Annotated in this window: 8 protein-coding genes; all 8 read left to right on the plus strand. The window is 62.0% G+C overall.

Annotated elements, in window-relative coordinates:
• Nucleotides 1–9: 9 nt before the first annotated feature.
• The 8 genes from ACSOSP_RS25860 (at nucleotide 10) to ACSOSP_RS25895 (ending at nucleotide 17172) form a co-directional block, all read left to right on the plus strand.
• The gene (locus ACSOSP_RS25860; RefSeq protein ID WP_455311204.1) at nucleotides 10–1011 is read left to right on the plus strand and encodes a TauD/TfdA family dioxygenase; all 1002 of its coding nucleotides are present in this window, start codon (nucleotides 10–12) and stop codon (nucleotides 1009–1011) included.
• A gap of 19 nt (nucleotides 1012–1030) precedes the next feature.
• Nucleotides 1031–1285, plus strand: a complete 255-nt coding sequence (locus ACSOSP_RS25865; RefSeq protein WP_455311206.1) for a phosphopantetheine-binding protein — start codon at nucleotides 1031–1033, stop codon at nucleotides 1283–1285.
• Between the two features lie 175 nt (nucleotides 1286–1460).
• Nucleotides 1461–3725 (plus strand): TonB-dependent siderophore receptor, encoded by a 2265-nt coding sequence (locus ACSOSP_RS25870; RefSeq protein WP_455311208.1) that lies wholly within the window; start codon nucleotides 1461–1463, stop codon nucleotides 3723–3725.
• A gap of 49 nt (nucleotides 3726–3774) precedes the next feature.
• Entirely contained in the window at nucleotides 3775–11541 is a 7767-nt protein-coding gene (locus ACSOSP_RS25875) for an amino acid adenylation domain-containing protein (RefSeq protein ID WP_455311210.1), read from the plus strand.
• Nucleotides 11538–12431, plus strand: coding sequence for an ABC transporter substrate-binding protein (locus tag ACSOSP_RS25880; protein ID WP_455311211.1), 894 nt, complete (start codon nucleotides 11538–11540; stop codon nucleotides 12429–12431). Before ACSOSP_RS25875 ends, ACSOSP_RS25880 begins: the two co-directional genes overlap by 4 nt.
• Nucleotides 12428–14458 carry a Fe(3+)-hydroxamate ABC transporter permease FhuB gene (gene fhuB / locus ACSOSP_RS25885; RefSeq protein WP_455311212.1) on the plus strand — a complete coding sequence of 677 codons (2031 nt, stop codon included), beginning with the start codon at nucleotides 12428–12430 and terminating at the stop codon, nucleotides 14456–14458. The genes ACSOSP_RS25880 and fhuB overlap by 4 nt, the downstream gene beginning before the upstream one ends.
• Nucleotides 14459–14638: 180 nt before the next feature.
• Nucleotides 14639–16327, plus strand: a complete 1689-nt coding sequence (locus ACSOSP_RS25890; RefSeq protein WP_455311214.1) for a cyclic peptide export ABC transporter — start codon at nucleotides 14639–14641, stop codon at nucleotides 16325–16327.
• A gap of 5 nt (nucleotides 16328–16332) precedes the next feature.
• On the plus strand, nucleotides 16333–17172 hold the full coding sequence (locus tag ACSOSP_RS25895; protein ID WP_455311216.1) for an ATP-binding cassette domain-containing protein: 840 nt from the start codon (nucleotides 16333–16335) through the stop codon (nucleotides 17170–17172).
• Nucleotides 17173–17174: the final 2 nt, after the last annotated feature.

Below are 17174 nucleotides of genomic sequence, written 5' to 3' on the forward strand. Positions count from 1 at the left end.
CACTCATTTATGAACGCGACCCTGATCACCGACGCTTGCGTCGAGACCTCATTTTTCAGCTCCGGCACGCGCTTGCCCATTGTCCTGACACCGACCGGTCCGATCATCGATTTACCCGGCTGGATCGACGCGCATCGCGACCAACTGGAGACGTGGCTCACCCGCCACGGCGCCATCCTGTTCCGCGATTTTGGCCTCCCCGGGCCTGCTGATTTCGAAGCCTTCGCCGAAGCCATTTCACCTGCTCTGTATGGCGAATACGGCGACCTGCCAAAGAAGGAGGGCGGCCGCAATACCTATCGCTCTACGCCCTACCCCGAGCAGCAGATGATCCTCTACCACAACGAAAGTTCGCACCTGTCGCGCTGGCCGCGCCGGCAATTCTTCTTCTGCGAACTGGCGTCCGTGAAGGGCGGCGCGACGCCGATTGTCGATTGCCGCGAGATGCTGCGGCAGTTGCCGCCGCTACTGGTCGATACGTTCGAGCGCAAGCAGCTGATGTATGTACGCACCTTCACGCGCGGTCTGGATGTGCCGTGGCGCGCCTTCTTCGATACCGACGACCGGCGCGTCGTGGAAGCGCGCTGCGAGGCGGCGGGTGTCCGGTACCAATGGCTGCCGAACGACGAACTGCAAACCCGCACCGTGTGTCCGGCGGTGATCGTGCATCCGCTGACCGGTGAGCGCTCGTTCTTCAACCAGGTGCAGTTGCATCACATCGCTTGCCTCGCGCCGGATGTCCGCATGGACCTGCTCGATGTGGCCGGACCCGAGCGCATGCCACGGCAGGCGTTTTTCGGCGACGGCAGCACGATCAGCAACGAGGACATCGCGTTGATCGGCGAAGCGTATGAGCGCTGCGCGATGCGTTTCGACTGGCGCGCCGGTGACGTGCTGATGCTCGACAACATGCTCGTCGCCCACGCTCGCGATCCTTATCAAGGGCCTCGCAAGGTTGTCGTGGCGATGAGCGAACTGGTCGAACGCTCGCAATTTCCCCATTCCCCATAAAGAAAGCAGGCCACAAACCATGGATCAACAGACTCCCGAACTCCAGGAACCCGCCCTCGACGTTGCCCTGCGCACGCTCTTTGCAACCTTGCTGGAGGTCGATTCCGACGCTGTCGGCGACGATGACGACTTCTTCGAACTGGGCGGCGACTCGCTGCTGGTCATCAAGCTGGTCGCACGTATTCGCCGCACGCTGGGCCGTGAACTCTCTCCCGGCGACGTGTTTGATCACCCAACCGTTGCCAGCCTCGCGCGTTTCCTCGACAACGCCTGACGGACCCGCAACAGACCCGCAACAGACCCGCAACAGACCCGCAACAGACCCGCACGATAGTCAGGGAAATTTCACACAAAAAAATATCTCGTCGATATAATCTCGTATTAGTAATCATTCGCATTTGCATTATCGTTCACAAAATCCAATCACACCACACCAACTGCAAGAGACCATGGCACGACAACAATCAGAACGACGCGGCGCGGGCCGCATCGGGGCGCGCGGGCGCGCAAGGAATCCCTGGCGGCTCGCGCCGATCGCAGCGGCCGTGCTCCTCGCGTCCTCTGCGTTTGCGCAAAGCGACGCAGTCGTGCCCATGGACGGATCCGGCCAGCCGGCGGCATCCGCCAGCGCGGGTCAACAGTTGCCGGCTGTGGTGGTGAAGGGTCAGCGCGACGCGGAAACGGGCACGGGACCGGTGAAAGGTTACGTGGCTAAACAGAGCACGGCGGGCACCAAGACCGACACGCCGATCATCAAGACGCCGCAGGCGATCTCGGTGGTGACGCGCGACCAGATGGATATACAGGACGCGCAGAGCGTCGCGCAGGCGCTGCGCTATACGTCAGGCATCAACCCGGAGCAGCGTGGCACCAACACGGATTCGCTCGAGTACCTGTACGCGCGCGGTTTTCTCGTCGATGAGTTCTGGAACGGTTTGCGCACGCCCGGTCCGGCCGGCGGTTTCGGCTTCAACGTGACGAGCTTCGATCCGTATATGTTCGAGCGTATCGAGTTGCTGCACGGACCCGCGTCGGTGTTGTATGGGCAGGGCTCGCCGGGTGGCACGGTGAATCTCGTGAGCAAGATGCCGACGGCTGAGCCGCTGCATGAAGTCGGATTCCAGACCGGCAGCTATGGGCGCTTGCAGGGCTTCTTCGACTTCAGTGGTCCTATCGATCAGGATGGCAAGGTGCTTTACCGTTTGACGGCGGACGGTTTCAATACCGCCACGCAAACGGATTACGTGAACCAGCAGCGCTTTGCAATTTCGCCGACCATCACGTGGAAGCCGACGAAAGACACCACGTTCACGGTCTTTGCGAACTATCAGGCCGACCCCGAGGCGGGTATCTACAACACCGTGCCGGCGGTAGGTACGATCCAGACCGGTGTGTCACAGTTGTCTCGCAGCTTCTACCCCGGCGAGCCGGACTTCGACAGCTTCCGCAAGACGCAGGAGTCGATTGGTTACCAGCTGGATCATCGTCTGAACGACATCTGGTCGTTCAAGCAGAGCTATCGTTTCCTGCACAACAGCCAGACCGTTCAGTACGTGGCCGACGACCTGGGCTATACAAACAACGGCACCGAGCTCGCGCGCGAGGCGTACCTGAACAGCGGCCGGCTGAACTCGCACACGGTCGACAACCAGGCGACCGCACGCTTCAACACGGGACCTGTGTCGCATACGGCGACCGTGGGTGTCGATTATCAGAATATCCAGTTCGACCACGTTTTCTACGCATCGGCTGACGATAACGTGCCGTCGCTCAGCATCACGAATCCGCAATACGGACAATACATTCCGTACCCGACGTTCATGCTCGGCACATCGAACAAACAGTCCATCAAGCAGCTTGGCACGTACGCCCAGGACCAGTTCGACATCGGCCGGTGGTCGTTCCTGCTGGGCGTGCGCGAAGACTGGACGGACGAAGATAGCCAGTCCTACAAGACAGGGGCGCAGACGAGCCAGTTCAACCGCGCGTTCACTTGGCGTGCGGGCGGCGTATACAAGTTCGACAACGGTTTTGCGCCATACGTCAGCTACACGACGTCGTTCCAGCCGGAAGTTGGTTCGACCGCCTCCGGTACCGCGTTCTCGCCGACAACCGCCCAGCAGTATGAGATCGGCGTGAAGTATCAGCCGAAGAACTACAACAGCTTTGTCACGGTATCGGCGTTTCACCTGACGCAGCAAAACGTGCTGACCACGGACCCGAACAACTCCAACTACCAGGTGCAGACCGGCGAAGTGCGGTCGCAGGGTTTCGAGGTCGAAGCTCACGCGAGCCTGACCAACAACCTCGCGATGATCTTCAGCTACACGTACACGAACCTGCTCAACACGAAGAGCAATACGTCGAACCTCGACAAGGTGCCGGTCGGTATCCCGCGTAATACCGCGTCGCTGTGGGCGGACTATACGGTGACCAGCGGCCCGCTCAATGGTGTGCAAGCGGGCGCGGGCGTGCGTTATATCGGCGGTTCATACGGCGATACGTCGAACTCGCTCCTGCTCGCGTCAGCCACGCTGGTGGACGTCGCGTTGCGTTACGACCTCGGCCGCGCGTTGCCTTCCATGCACGGCTGGACGGCTTCGCTCAATGCAAGCAACCTGCTCAATCGCACCTACATGGCGTCGTGCAGCAATGGTGCTTGCTACTGGGGCCAAGGCCGACTCGTACTCGCGGGATTGAAGTATCAGTGGTAACTCAACAGGAGGCAGGGCGCCGATGCGGTCTTTTGCGACACAAGATTTATTGACGTCCTTATCGACGCAGCTATCGACGCCCGGTGAGCCAGCCGGACCGCTGCCGCTGTCTCCTGCGCAGGAAGGACTCTGGTTCATGCAGCGGCTCGCGCCGCTGTCTACTGCCTACCATCTCGCGCGCGCTTTTCACTTGCGCGGACAGGCCAATATCAGCGCGCTTGAACAGGCGCTGAATGTCGTGAGTGCGCGGCAGGCCGTATTGCGTACGCGATTTGCGGAACTGGACGGCAAGCCTGTTCAGATAGTCGATGCACCGGCCGATGTGCCGTTGCCGCTAACCGATCTTTCCTCGCTTCAGGCCGATGCACGCGACGAAGCGCTGGCAGAAGCGCTTGCTCATGAGGCGCGGCAGCCGTTCGACCTGAGCAGCGAAAATGCGATCCGCGTGCGGGTTTTCGTGATGTCGCCGCAGTGGAACGTGCTGTCGGTGGTGGCTCATCATCTCGTCTCCGATGGCTCGTCGAACGCGATCTTCGCGCGCGAACTCGCTCACGCTTATGGCCGGATAGTGGAACGTGAAGTAACTCCGGAACCACCCGCCTTGACATGGCAGTACGCGGATTTCGCCGCGTGGCAACGCGACATGCTCGCAAGCGACAAGGCACGCGCCGACGTCGCATGGTGGACCGAATACATCGGCTCACCTCAGACAGGTTTTGAACTGCCTGTCGATTTCACTCGCGCGCCGGCTCAGGAACGTCTGGCGCGTACTCATACCTTCACGCTGACTGACTCAACATTTAACGCGCTACGCTCGCGCTGCAAGGCCGAGCGCTGCACTCCGTTTGCCGTGCTGATGGCGGCATGGCAATTGTTATTGTCACGCCATTCAGGCAGCGATGACTTCTGCATCGGCGTGCCGACCAGTGGACGAACCCGCGAGGAAAGCGAAGACCTGATTGGTCTTTTTGTCGATACGCAGGTGTATCGCGTGCGCGTTCAACCGGCCATGACGGGACACGCGCTGCTGCAATCGGTGCGCCAACACACCCGCGCCGCGCTCGATCACGGCTGCGTCACGCTGGCCCCGCTAGTCGATGCGATAGGCGTGAAGCGGGAAGCCGATCGCCATCCGCTCTTCCAGACACTCTTCAACGTGCAAGGCGCTGCTGCTTCGGGAAAGTTGCAACTTGCCGGCCTTGACGTCGATATCGTCGACGCTGAAAGTCATGTGGCCAAGTTCGACCTGAGCATGGATATCCGCGTGAGTGCCGATGCCGTCACGTGTACCGTACGCTACGAGGGCGCGTTGTATCGCCCTGAAACCATCGCCCGGCTTGGACGCCACTATGAAGCGATGTTGACCGGTCTCTGCCAGGACCCTGATCGGCCGGTTGCGGAGATTGCGTTTATCGATGAAGAGGAACTGTCGCGCCTGTCGGCGTGGAGCACGCAAGCTGCGGAGTTTGGCGAAGCAGAGCCTGTTCACCGTTTATTCGAACGCCACGCGATCAAGACGCCTGATGCGCTAGCGCTCTTGTTCGGCGACGAGGTGCTGACTTACCGCCAGCTCGATCAGCGTGCCAACCAACTTGCGCATCGGCTGGTGAAGCTTGGCGTCGGACCGGAAGTGAGGGTCGGTATCGGTCTCGCGCGGTCAGTGGAAATGGTGGTCGGCTTGCTGGCCATATTGAAAGCGGGCGGCGCTTACGTTCCGCTCGATCCGGACTATCCGCCCGAGCGGCTCGCCTACATGATCGGCGATAGCAGCATCGCTTTGTTGCTGACGCAGCACGCTGTGCGCGAACGCCTGAACCAGCATCTGCCCCCGGGCGATGCATGCACGGTGCTTGAACTCGACGTGCTGGATACATCGGGTGAATCTCGGCTTCGTCCGGACATTCAACTCCACCCGGAAAACCTGGCCTACGTGATTTACACGTCGGGTTCCACTGGACGTCCGAAAGGCGCGGCGAACCGGCACAACGCATTGTTCAACCGGCTGGCCTGGATGCAGGCCGCTTACCAACTCGACGCCACCGATACCGTTCTGCAGAAGACCCCGTTCAGCTTCGACGTATCGGTATGGGAGTTTTTCTGGCCACTCATGTTCGGCGCGCGGCTGGCGGTGGCGGGGCCGGGGGACCATCGGGACCCTGCGAAGCTGGTTGAATTGATCGACCGCTTCAAGGTGACCACGCTGCATTTCGTGCCGCCGATGCTGCAAGCTTTCATCGTTTCACTCGATGGTGACAGCGCCGTTTGTGGGAGCCTGCGCCAGATCATTTGCAGCGGCGAAGCGTTGCCGGCGACATTGCAGGATCGCGCACTGCAACGTCTGCCTCATATCCAGTTGCATAACCTGTACGGCCCGACCGAAGCAGCTATCGACGTCACGCACTGGACTTGCCAGGCAGGTGATCCGGTCGTGCCGATCGGCCGGCCGATCGCGAATGTCAGCACGCATGTGCTCGACCAGTCGATGAATCGTTTGCCTGTGGGTGTCGCGGGAGAACTGTATCTGGGCGGCGCGGGACTCGCGCGCGGCTACCTTAACCGACCGGGGCTGACGGCTGAACGTTTCGTGCCCGATCCGTTCAAGGATGGTGGGCGGTTATATCGCACCGGCGACCTTGCGCGTTGGCGCGAGGATGGAGCGCTCGACTATCTCGGACGGCTCGATCATCAGGTCAAGATCCGGGGTTTTCGGATTGAACCGGGTGAGGTCGAAGCGGTATTGCAGACCTTGGCGGGCGTAGATGAAGCGGTAGTCGTGGCGCAAGATGGGCCGGGAGGCAAGCGGCTGGTCGCATACGTGACGGCGCGCGCGGGTCATGAACTGCAGCGTGACGTGCTGGCTGCGGGCCTTCACGATGTCCTGCCCGAATACATGGTGCCGTCCGCCTGGGTCGAACTCGAGCACCTGCCACTGTCGCCGAATGGCAAGGTCGATCGCCGTGCGCTGCCTTTGCCTGATCAGCAGGAACGGGCATGGGAAGCGCCGCAAGGCGATGTCGAACCGATGCTGGCGCGTATCTGGCAGGAGGTGTTGGGCGTCGAACGCGTTGGCCGCGACGATAACTTCTTCGAACTGGGCGGCGATTCAATTCTTAGCCTGCTGATTGTGGAGCGCGTACGGTTAGCTGGATGGAAACTGACTCCGCGGCAATTGTTCGAGCGTCAGACCGTGGTCCAGCTTGCGGCGGTGGCTGAGCCGGTTGCTGCAACCCGGGTCGCCCCTGACGCGCTTATGCACGACACCACCAAGGCGCTTCTGCCGATGCAGGCATGGTTCCTCGACCTGCCGATGGAGCGGCGGCATCACTGGAACCAGGCAGTGCTGCTGACGAGCCGAGAGCCGTTGGACACGGCGCTGCTGGAGCGTGCGTTGCATGCGCTGGTGCAGCACCACGACGCGCTGCGGCTACGCCTTACGCAAGACTCAACCGGTCGATGGTCGCTGGGTAGTGAGCAATCGGCCGCGGACTTGTTATGGGTACGCGAGGCAGCCACACCGGCCGACATTACGACACTCTGCAATCAAGCGCAGCGTAGCCTTGATCTTGGCCACGGACCGTTGCTAAAAGCGCTGGCAATCAATTTTTCCGACGGCACTTGGCGGCTCTTGCTGGTGATCCACCATCTGGCTGTGGACGGCGTGTCATGGCGCATTCTGCTGGCAGACCTGCGAACCGCGTATGCGCAATTGCAGGCCAACGAAACCGTCTCGTTGCCGTCGAAGACAACTTCATGCAATGAGTGGGCGACACGTCTCGCACGCCACGCGAAGAGCCCAGCGCTGCGTGCGCAAGTCGACTACTGGCAGGGAGTTGCACGCACGCCGGCCGGCTTGCCCTGCGACTTTCCGTTGGGCGCGAACCTCGTGGCTCATCAGCAGCACGCGACGTTCCATCTCGACCGTACCTTGACGCAACGGCTGCTGCAAGAAGCGCCTGCAGCGTACCGCACGCATGTCAACGACCTGCTGCTGACCGCGCTGGGCCGCGCGCTTTGCAATTGGACAGCAGAGGAGCGGATCCGCATCGACCTTGAAGGACACGGCCGTGAGGATCTCTTCGACGACCTCGACCTGAGCCGCACGGTTGGCTGGTTCACGAGCCTGTATCCCGTTTCCCTCGAACCGCAGGGCGATGTGGGTGCTGCGCTCGGGCGCGTCAAGGAAGCACTGCGCCGGGTACCGGACCGGGGTCTCGGGTTTGGCGTGCTCAAGTACCTCGGTGACGATGCGGACCGTCACGCGCTGGGTGGCATCGGACCATCGCAAGTCGTGTTCAACTATCTCGGCCAGTTCGACCAGAGCTTTGATGCAACGTCTGCCTGGCAACCCGCGTCTGAATCCGCGGGCCGATCGCAGGACGAAGGGGCGCCGTTGCCGCATGACCTGTCGGTCAGCGGCAAGGTGCTGGACGGCGAGCTCACTTTGAGCGTGGGGTATAGCGGCGAGCGTTATCGGGCGAGTACTGTTGAAGCGCTGATCGATACGATTCGCGTGGAACTGGAACGCGTGATCGACCATTGCACGAGTGGTTCAACTGGCGTCACACCTTCGGACTTCGAATTAATTTCACTGACACAGCACGATCTTGACCGGTTGCCACTGACGTTGAAGAGCGTCGTGGATATTTATCCGCTGTCACCCATGCAGTCGGGCATGTTGTTTCACACCTTGTATGCACCCAGCAGCAGCGTGTACCTGAATCAGCTGCGGGCGGATATCGATGGACTGGATGTTGCGCGTTTCAGTGCGGCATGGGCCGCGATGACGGCGCGACACGACATCCTGCGGACAGGTTTTGTGCCCCAGGGCGAGGGTTGGCTGCAATGGGTGGCGCGGTCGGTGGAGCTGCCATTGACGCATCATGATTTGCGCGGCCACCACGACCTTGCCGCTGCGCTGGACGATCTGGCTGCAGCCGATCTCAAGCAGGGTTTCGACGTCACGCGCGCCCCTCTGCAAAGGCTGGCGCTGGTGCGTGTCGACACGCACCGCTATCACTTCATGTGGACGCACCATCATGTGCTGATGGACGGCTGGAGCGTCGCGCAGTTGCTTGGCGAAGTGCTGCGGCACTACAGCGGGCAGAGCCTGCCCGCGCACGGTGGGCGGTATCGCGACTATATCGGCTGGTTGCAGAAGCACGATGATGAGGCGAGCGCCGCGCACTGGCGCGAGCAGGTAAAGCGGATAGAGGAACCAACACGGCTCGCGGCATCAGTCGCGAGCCGTTACGAGCGGACTGGCACCAGGAACGACAGCGGTTACGGTCAACATACGTTTGAACTCGACCCTGTATCGACCGCGCGCCTCGTCGCATTTGCCCGCCAGGAACGCGTGACGGTGAACACACTCGTGCAGGCCGCGTGGGCGCTGCTGCTGCACCGTTACACGAACCAGCCGACAGTGACCTTCGGCGCGACACTGGCTGGCCGGCCTGCCGGTCTGGCCGGTGCGTCGCAGTTGCTCGGGCTCTTCATCAATACGCTGCCGGTGATTGCCGAGCCGCATGCCGGCAAGCGGCTGGGCGACTGGCTGCGCGAATTGCAGCAGCAAGGCATCACCGCGCAGGAACATGCGCACACGCCGCTGTACGAGATCCAGCGCTGGGCAGGGGCAAGCACGCAAGGCCTGTTCGATACCGTCGTGGTCTTCGAGAACTATCCCGTCGATACCGCGCTGAAAGATGCTTCGCCCGGTGGCCTGACGATCGACAACGTCCGTGCCTGCGATGAAACGAGCTATCCGCTGACCTTGGGCGTAATGCTGGGCGACACCCTGAAGCTGGACTACCGGTTCGCGCATGAGGCGTTTGCCGACCGGGACATAGCAGGCATTGCACGCCAAACGGGCGGACTCCTGAACGCGTTTGCGGACGGAGCGCACCGGTTGCTCGCCGACTTCGACTTGCTCGACGGCGCTCAGCGGCAAGCGCTGCTGACGTTGGGCCATGCCGGTGCATTAGCTGCGTCAGCGCAAAACGTGCTGCCAGTGCACGCGCTGATCGAGGCACGCGAACAGCAGCAACAGGATGCGCTCGCGCTCGTGTCCGGTCACGACAGCTTGAGTTATGGCGAACTGAACGCACGGGCAAACCGCCTTGCGCATCGCTTGATGCGGGAAGGGGTGGGGCCGGAAGTGCGGGTCGGGTTTGCAGTGGCGCGTTCGGCTGAAATGATCGTGGGCCTGCTGGCCGTCCTGAAAGCGGGTGGTGCATATGTACCGCTGGACCCGACGTACCCCGTTGAACGTCTCGCTCACATGGCGGCGGATAGCGGCATCACGTTGCTGATTACTCAATCGCATCTTCACGGACGGTTGCCTGCGGAAGCCGGGCTGAAGCGGCTGGATCTGGATACGCTCGATGTATCGGCGGAACCGGCGAGTAATCCGTGCGTCAAGCTCGCCGGCGGGAACCTGGCGTACGTAATCTATACATCGGGCTCGACAGGCAAGCCCAAGGGCGTGGCGGTGGCGCACGACGCGCTGTCGATGCATTGCCGGGCCATTGCAAAGCGCTATGGCATCACCCCGGAAGACCGCCAACTGCATTTCGCTTCGATCAGCTTCGACGCCGCCGCCGAGCAGTGGCTGGCTCCGTTGATCAGCGGCGCGGCGCTCGTATTGCGCGACGACGCCGTCTGGCCGGCTGAGCGGCTTGCGGCCGAGATGGAGGCGCACAAGATATCGATACTGGATTTGCCGCCAGCCTATATCAATGCGTTCGCTCAGGAGACGGAGGCGGGTGCGGTATCGGTCAGGACGTGCATTGTCGGTGGGGAAGGCTGGTCGCGCAGCGGCTTCGAAACGGTCAGGAAGCGCTTGAACCCCGAGCGCATTTTCAACGCGTATGGGCCGTCGGAAACGGTGATTACCTCGACCGTGTGGAGCGCGGACGGCGCGTCCGAATTCGATAGCGCTTATGCACCGATAGGAACCCCTGTGGGCGAGCGCACAGCGTACGTGCTGGACGCGTCGTTGTGTCTCGTGCCGCGAGGCATGGCAGGCGAACTGTACGTGGGAGGCTCGGGACTGGCGCGGGGTTATCTGAACCGTGCAGCGCTGACGGCGGAACGTTTCATCCCTGACCCGTTCGGCTTGAGCGAGGGCGGCCGTTTGTATCGAACCGGTGACCTGGTGCGCTGGAACAACGCGGGCCAGATGGAGTTCCTCGGACGCATCGATCATCAGGTGAAGCTGCGCGGTTTCCGTATTGAGCTTGGCGAGATCGAGACGGCGCTGCTTGCGCTACCCGGCGTACGGGACGCGGTAGCAACCCTTCACGACGTCACTCGTCTTGTTGCATTCGTGAGCGCGCAGGCGGGCAGTGTGATCGATGGATCAACGTTGAAAACGGCATTGCACAACGTCCTGCCCGACTACATGGTGCCCGGGGCGATAGTCGTGCTCGACGCGTTGCCGCTGACGCCGAACGGCAAGGTGGACCGGCACGCTTTGCCTGCGCCGGAGCTGTCTGTCACGAGGAACTACGAACCACCGCAAGGTGAAGTAGAAGCGGTCATCGCGCAGATCTGGTGCGACGTTCTTGGGATAGAACCGATTGAACGCATAAGCCGTCGCGACAACTTCTTCGAACTCGGCGGGGACTCTATTTTCAGCCTCCGGGTCCAGCGACGGATTTCGCGGCAGCTATCGGTCGAAGTCGAGCTCGCTGCGTTGTTCGCCGCGCCGACGCTCGAAGCGTTCGCCGCCGTTGTTTCGACTGCGCGGAGGGACGTGGCAGAACAAGACCGTTTGACCGGCGACATGCAATCCATCCTCTCCGAACTCATGCAATGAACCGACGCGCCATGCTTTCCGCGCTGCTTGGCGCCGGCGTGCTTGCCGCCACCGTACGCTCCAATGGTGCAGTGGCGGCGGTGCCGCGCCGTGTTGTCGTGCTCGACTGGGGGCTGACGGAGATGGTGCTATCGATCGGCGTGGTGCCGGTCGGGATCGCGAATACCCGCGACTTCCGCAGGAATTTCACGGCGTGCGATGTGCCTGCGTCGGTGGTGGATCTCGGCCTGATGTTCCAGCCGAACATGGAATTGCTGTTCGCATTGAAGCCTGACCTGATTGTCATTTCGCCGGCTCACGCGACCCTGCGGGCGGCGCTCGAACGCGTGGCGCCAACCGTCACGCTCGGTCGTTACCGGTCGAGCGACACGCCCTATTCCGCGGCACGTGCTGAAACCCTGCAGCTCGCGCATTTGCTGGGCTGCGAAGCGCGCGCCGAAGCACTACTCGCGCAAGCGGACACGGTAATGGACCACGCTCGCACGTCACTTGCCGCGCTGCCGGGTGTGAGTAGCAGGCCGCTCTACATGGTGAATTTTATCGATGAAGCGCATGTGCGCGTGTTCGGTCCGAACAGCTTCTATGGTGAACTGATGACGACGCTCGGACTGCAAAACGCGACCCGGTCGGGAGCCTTCTCCACAACCGGTTTCGACGTGCTGGGCAACAGCCCCGACGCGACCCTGCTCTACATGAAGCCGCTTGCATCTTCCGTCGCGAACATGATGAAAACCAGCCCCTTGTGGCACGCCATGCCGTTCATGAACGGGGGCCGCATGATGGGTCTGCCGCGCGTTCCGCCCGACGGCTGCGTTCTTTCTGCGATGTTCTTTGCCCGCGAGCTTGTCGATGCCTTCGAGCATACCGGCGCAACGAAGGAGCACGCATGAAAAGCGTCGCGACCGTCTCCGTTGCACCCTCAGGACGCTGGCCGCTCCTGCCGGTTTGTCTTGTGATCGTGCTGGCCGCGCTGTTGTCGCTGCACAGGCTGGAGGAGCGCTTGCCGGCATCGTTGTGGTGGCAAGCGTTGACGGCTCCATCGCCGACGGATCTGCGACAGCTGCTGGTGCACTATGGCGACCTGCCGCGCATCGCGGTCGCATGGTTGTGCGGCGCCGCGCTCGGACTTGCCGGCGTGGCGACCCAGCAAGTGCTGCGCAATCCGCTCGCCGAACCGATGACGCTCGGCATCTTCTCCGGCTCCTACCTAGGACTCTCGATTGCGACCGTCTACGCCCCGGGCTTACTGGTGTCCGGCCGCGATGGCGTCGCACTGGCCGGTGGCGCAGTAGCATTGGCGATTGTGTTTGCGCTGGCGGCGCGGCGCGGCATCTCGCCGCTCGCACTGATACTCGGCGGCATGATCGTCAACCTGTGCTGCGGCGCGCTGAGTTTCGCGCTCGCGATCTCGCACTACGACCTGTTGAGTGCGCTGATGATCTGGGGCGGCGGCTCGCTTGGACAGCACGACTGGAGCGTTGCGCTGGCGTTGCTCGTGCGGCTCGTGCCATGTGTGGCGTTGCTGCTGCTGTGCATCCGGCCCATGGCCGTGTTCGATCTCGGCGACACGGTCGCGAGCAGCCTGGGTGTCTCGTTGCGGATGACGCGCGGCGCGGCGCTTTTCCTGACCTTGCTCGTGACCGCGTTCGTTGTGAGCGCAGTGGGTGTGATCGGCTTCATCGGACTGGCTGCACCGACGCTTGCGCGCCTTGCCGGCGCACGCCGCTTGCGTGACCGGATGTTGTGGTCGCCCCTGTTTGGCGCTGCGCTCCTATGGCTCGCAGACCAGATCGCGCAGGAATTCGCGGGACGTCTCGGAACCACGATTCCAACGGGCGCAATCACCACGTTGCTGGGCGCCCCCTTGCTGCTGGTCATGTTGCGGCGCTTGCGCGGACGGCCTGACCTGACTCATGCAGCCGCGATACAGTCAGAGCCGCTGTCATCGCGTGCGCTGGCTTTGACGGCGGGCGTTTGCGTACTGGTTTTGCTGGTGGTCATCGGCTTGTCGCTGGGGGTTGGGCGGGGTCTTGCAGGCTGGCACGTCAGCCGCCCGGAGGAGGTATCCGCGTTGCTGTTCCTGCGCCTGCCGCACGTGGTCGCGGCGATGGGCGTGGGCGTCCTGCTTGCGCTCGCGGGTGGCATCGTCCAGCGCATGACGGGCAATCCGATGGCGAGTCCCGACCTGCTCGGCATCACGGCCGGCGGCGCGATGGGGCTCACCGGGGCGTTGTTCCTGACGGCCAGTCCGGGGCTGCCGACGTTCCTTGTCTGGTGCGCATGCGGATCGGTGATTACGTTGGGCGCGCTATTGCTCTTTGCACGCAAATCGTCTTATGCACCCGACACGCTGATACTCGCCGGCGTGACGATCAGCGCCGTGTTCCAGGCAGTGTCGACCATTGCTGTTGCGAGCGACGATCCGCGGGTGATCGTCCTCTACAACCTGCTTGCGGGATCAACCTATAACGTCAGCGCGGGGGCTGCGGGCGTGGTTGCCGTGGTCGCGCTGGCAGCGCTTTGCGTGGTGCCATTCTGCCGGCGCTGGCTGGAGATCCTGCCGTTGGGCGCGGCCGTGTCGCGGGGCTTGGGAGTCGACATAACCGTCGCCCGTTTTGCGCTGCTGCTCCTCAGCGCGCTGCTGACGGCGGCCGCGACACTGGTGATCGGCCCGCTGTCATTTATCGGCCTCATGGCGCCGCACATGACCCGCATGCTCGGTATCCGGCGAGCTGTGCCGCTGCTGTTCGTTTCGGCGGCGCTGGGCGCGGCGCTGATGGTCGCATCCGACTGGCTGGGCCGATGGGTCCTGTTCCCGCAGGAAATGCCGGCAGGCGTGATGGCGACGCTGCTGGGCGGCGTGTACCTGATCGTCACGATGTTCAAGCGCAACCCGCGTGATGCATCCGCTTCTTGACGCGTCGAGCCCTTTCTTCAAGCCCCCGCGCGACTCCTTAATCAGTGAAGTCGTTGTAATGCAAATGATTCGCATTTAATTGACTTCACTTGTCGAATTATTTATTCTGTGACGCCGTCGGACCGTGTTTTCACGGGCCAAATCGAGTTCGGTTGTCACTCGTTGCCCACAAGGAGTTTCATGTCGCTGTTCTTGTATCTTGTCCGCAACTCACGCTGGGTCCTGGCTGTCGCGGTGGTGGCGAGCCTCGTCAGCGGGTTCGGCAACGCGGCGCTCATCGCACTGATCAACCAGGCGCTTGGGGCGTCGAATACGAAGCTCGTCGAACTCGGCTGGCAATTCCTGATCGTCGGCGTGCTCGTGCTCGGCACACGAACGCTGTCGCAAACGCTATTCATGCAGCTCGGCCAGCGCGCCAAGGCAACGCTGCGCATGCGAACCATCCGGCGCATTGCCGACGCGTCGTACCAGCATCTGGAAAAGCAGGGTGCGGCCAAGGCACTCACCGTGCTGACGCAGGACCTGGACACGATCGTCGTATTGTTCCTGAGCCTGCCCGCGCTCGCGATGCACGGCGCGGTGATCGCCGGTTGTCTCGTGTATCTCGGTTACTTGTCATGGCAGATTCTGCTCTTTGCTGTACTGACCATCTTCATCGGCTCGATGGGTTTTCATATCGCCAACACGAAAGCGCTGTTTCATCTGCGTGGTTCACGGCGCAAGGAGGATGAGCTCGTCAAGCATTTCCGCGCGCTCTTCGATGGCGCCAAGGAACTCAAGCTGCATCGCGAACGCAAGAACGCATTCGTGACGGACACGCTGGAAACCAACGTGGAAGCGGTACGTGTCCAGCGCACGCGCGGCTATATCTTGTACTCGGCGGCCGCGAGCTGGGGCAGCTTTATTCTGCTCGCATTCATCGGCATTACGCTGTTCGTGCTCGCGCGCACGTTTCCGGTGAGCACCCACGTCATGTCGGGCTACGCCATGATCTTCCTGTACATGATCATGCCGATCGAAGGCGTGTTGTCCGCCATCCCGAACATCAGCTCGGCGAAGGTTGCACTGGAGCGGATTGAACAGGTCAATGCCGATCTGCCGCTCGAAGATACCTTGCACGAAACGCCGGCCAAGGCCTTCGACAGCATCGTGCTCGACAAGGTCACGCATCGATATTTCCGCGAAAAAGAAAACGAAGTCTTCACGCTGGGCCCGATCGACCTGACGTTCAAGCCGGGCGAACTGATTTACCTGATCGGCGGTAACGGCAGCGGCAAGACGACGCTCGCAAAAATGCTCGTGGGACTTTATGCGCCGGAGGGCGGGCAGATCCTGCTCAACGGCAAGCCGGTCGATGAGGCGCACCGCGATATTTATCGCCAGCATTTCTCGGTGGTCTTCAATGACTTCTACCTCTTCGACACGCTCTTCGGCATGAAGGTGGATGGCCTCGACGCCCACGCGAAGTTGTTGCTCGAGCACCTGCAACTCGATCACAAGGTCACGATCAAGGACGGCGTGTTTTCCACGACCGACCTCTCGCAAGGTCAGCGCAAGCGCCTGGCTTTGCTGGTCACGTATCTGGAAGACCGGCCGTTCTATGTCTTCGATGAATGGGCCGCCGACCAGGATCCGACCTTCAAGGAAGTGTTCTACAAGCAGTTGCTGCCGGAGCTCCAGGCCAAGGGCAAGACCATCGTAGTCATCACGCACGACGACCGTTATTACCATCTCGCCGATCGCTATATCAAGCTTGACTACGGTCAGGTCGTTGAGCTCGGCCGTGGCGCAGACTTGCGTGTCGATCATCCGAACGCGATTCATCCGCAGGCGCATCTGCAGACGCCCACGCCGGTTGCTTCGGCCTAAGCAATATGAACGCCGACCCTGCATTTCTCGACCAGGACGCAGAGAGCGTGGTCACACCTGAGTCCGATCGCGAGCCCATGTATTCGCTCGATGAAGTCTCGTTCAGCATCGGCCAGCGGGTGCTGCTGCATCCGCTGTCGCTCGAGTTGCCCAAGCGTCGGGTATGCGGGCTTATTGGCCACAATGGTTCAGGCAAGTCCACGTTGCTGAAGCTGCTCGCGCGCCAGCAAGCGCCGGGCAGCGGCACGTTGCGTTTCGCGGGCAAGCCGCTCGACGACTGGGAAGGCCGCGCGTTCGCGCGCAAGGTCGCATACCTGCCACAACAGCCGCCCGCTGCCGACGGCATGACCGTGCGCGAACTCGTCGCGCTGGGGCGTTATCCGTGGCACGGTGCGCTCGGCCGCTTCAGCGCACAAGACGGCGCGAAGGTGGAAGAGGCGATGCGGCTGACCGACGTCGAGCGTTTTGCGCACCGCACGGTGGACAGTCTTTCCGGCGGCGAGCGCCAGCGCGTGTGGCTTGCCATGCTTGTCGCGCAGGACAGCGAATGTCTGCTGCTTGACGAGCCCATTTCGGCGCTGGACATTGCGCATCAGATCGAGGTATTGCAACTGGTGCGGACCTTGAGTGTCGAGCGCGGACTCGGTGTGGTGGTGGTGCTGCACGACGTCAACATGGCCGCGCGTTTCTGCGACGATCTCCTCGCGCTCAAGGGCGGCCGCTTGTTGGCATCGGGCACCCCCGCGGAGTTGATGCACGCCGACACACTCGGCGCGATTTATGGTATTCCGATGGGCACGGTCCCGCATCCTCACGGCGGTTCACCCATCAGTTTCGCCCATTGATT

It is taken from the genome of Caballeronia sp. KNU42 (genome assembly GCF_053760385.1).

What these genes read in the sequence shown, in the direction of transcription:
- ACSOSP_RS25860 (WP_455311204.1), top strand. Translation starts at nt 10, where the DNA reads ATGAACGCGACCCTGATCACCGACGCTTGCGTCGAGACCTCATTTTTC.
- ACSOSP_RS25865 (WP_455311206.1), top strand. Translation starts at nt 1,031, where the DNA reads ATGGATCAACAGACTCCCGAACTCCAGGAACCCGCCCTCGACGTTGCC.
- ACSOSP_RS25870 (WP_455311208.1), top strand. Translation starts at nt 1,461, where the DNA reads ATGGCACGACAACAATCAGAACGACGCGGCGCGGGCCGCATCGGGGCG.
- ACSOSP_RS25880 (WP_455311211.1), top strand. Translation starts at nt 11,538, where the DNA reads ATGAACCGACGCGCCATGCTTTCCGCGCTGCTTGGCGCCGGCGTGCTT.
- fhuB (WP_455311212.1), top strand. Translation starts at nt 12,428, where the DNA reads ATGAAAAGCGTCGCGACCGTCTCCGTTGCACCCTCAGGACGCTGGCCG.
- ACSOSP_RS25890 (WP_455311214.1), top strand. Translation starts at nt 14,639, where the DNA reads ATGTCGCTGTTCTTGTATCTTGTCCGCAACTCACGCTGGGTCCTGGCT.
- ACSOSP_RS25895 (WP_455311216.1), top strand. Translation starts at nt 16,333, where the DNA reads ATGAACGCCGACCCTGCATTTCTCGACCAGGACGCAGAGAGCGTGGTC.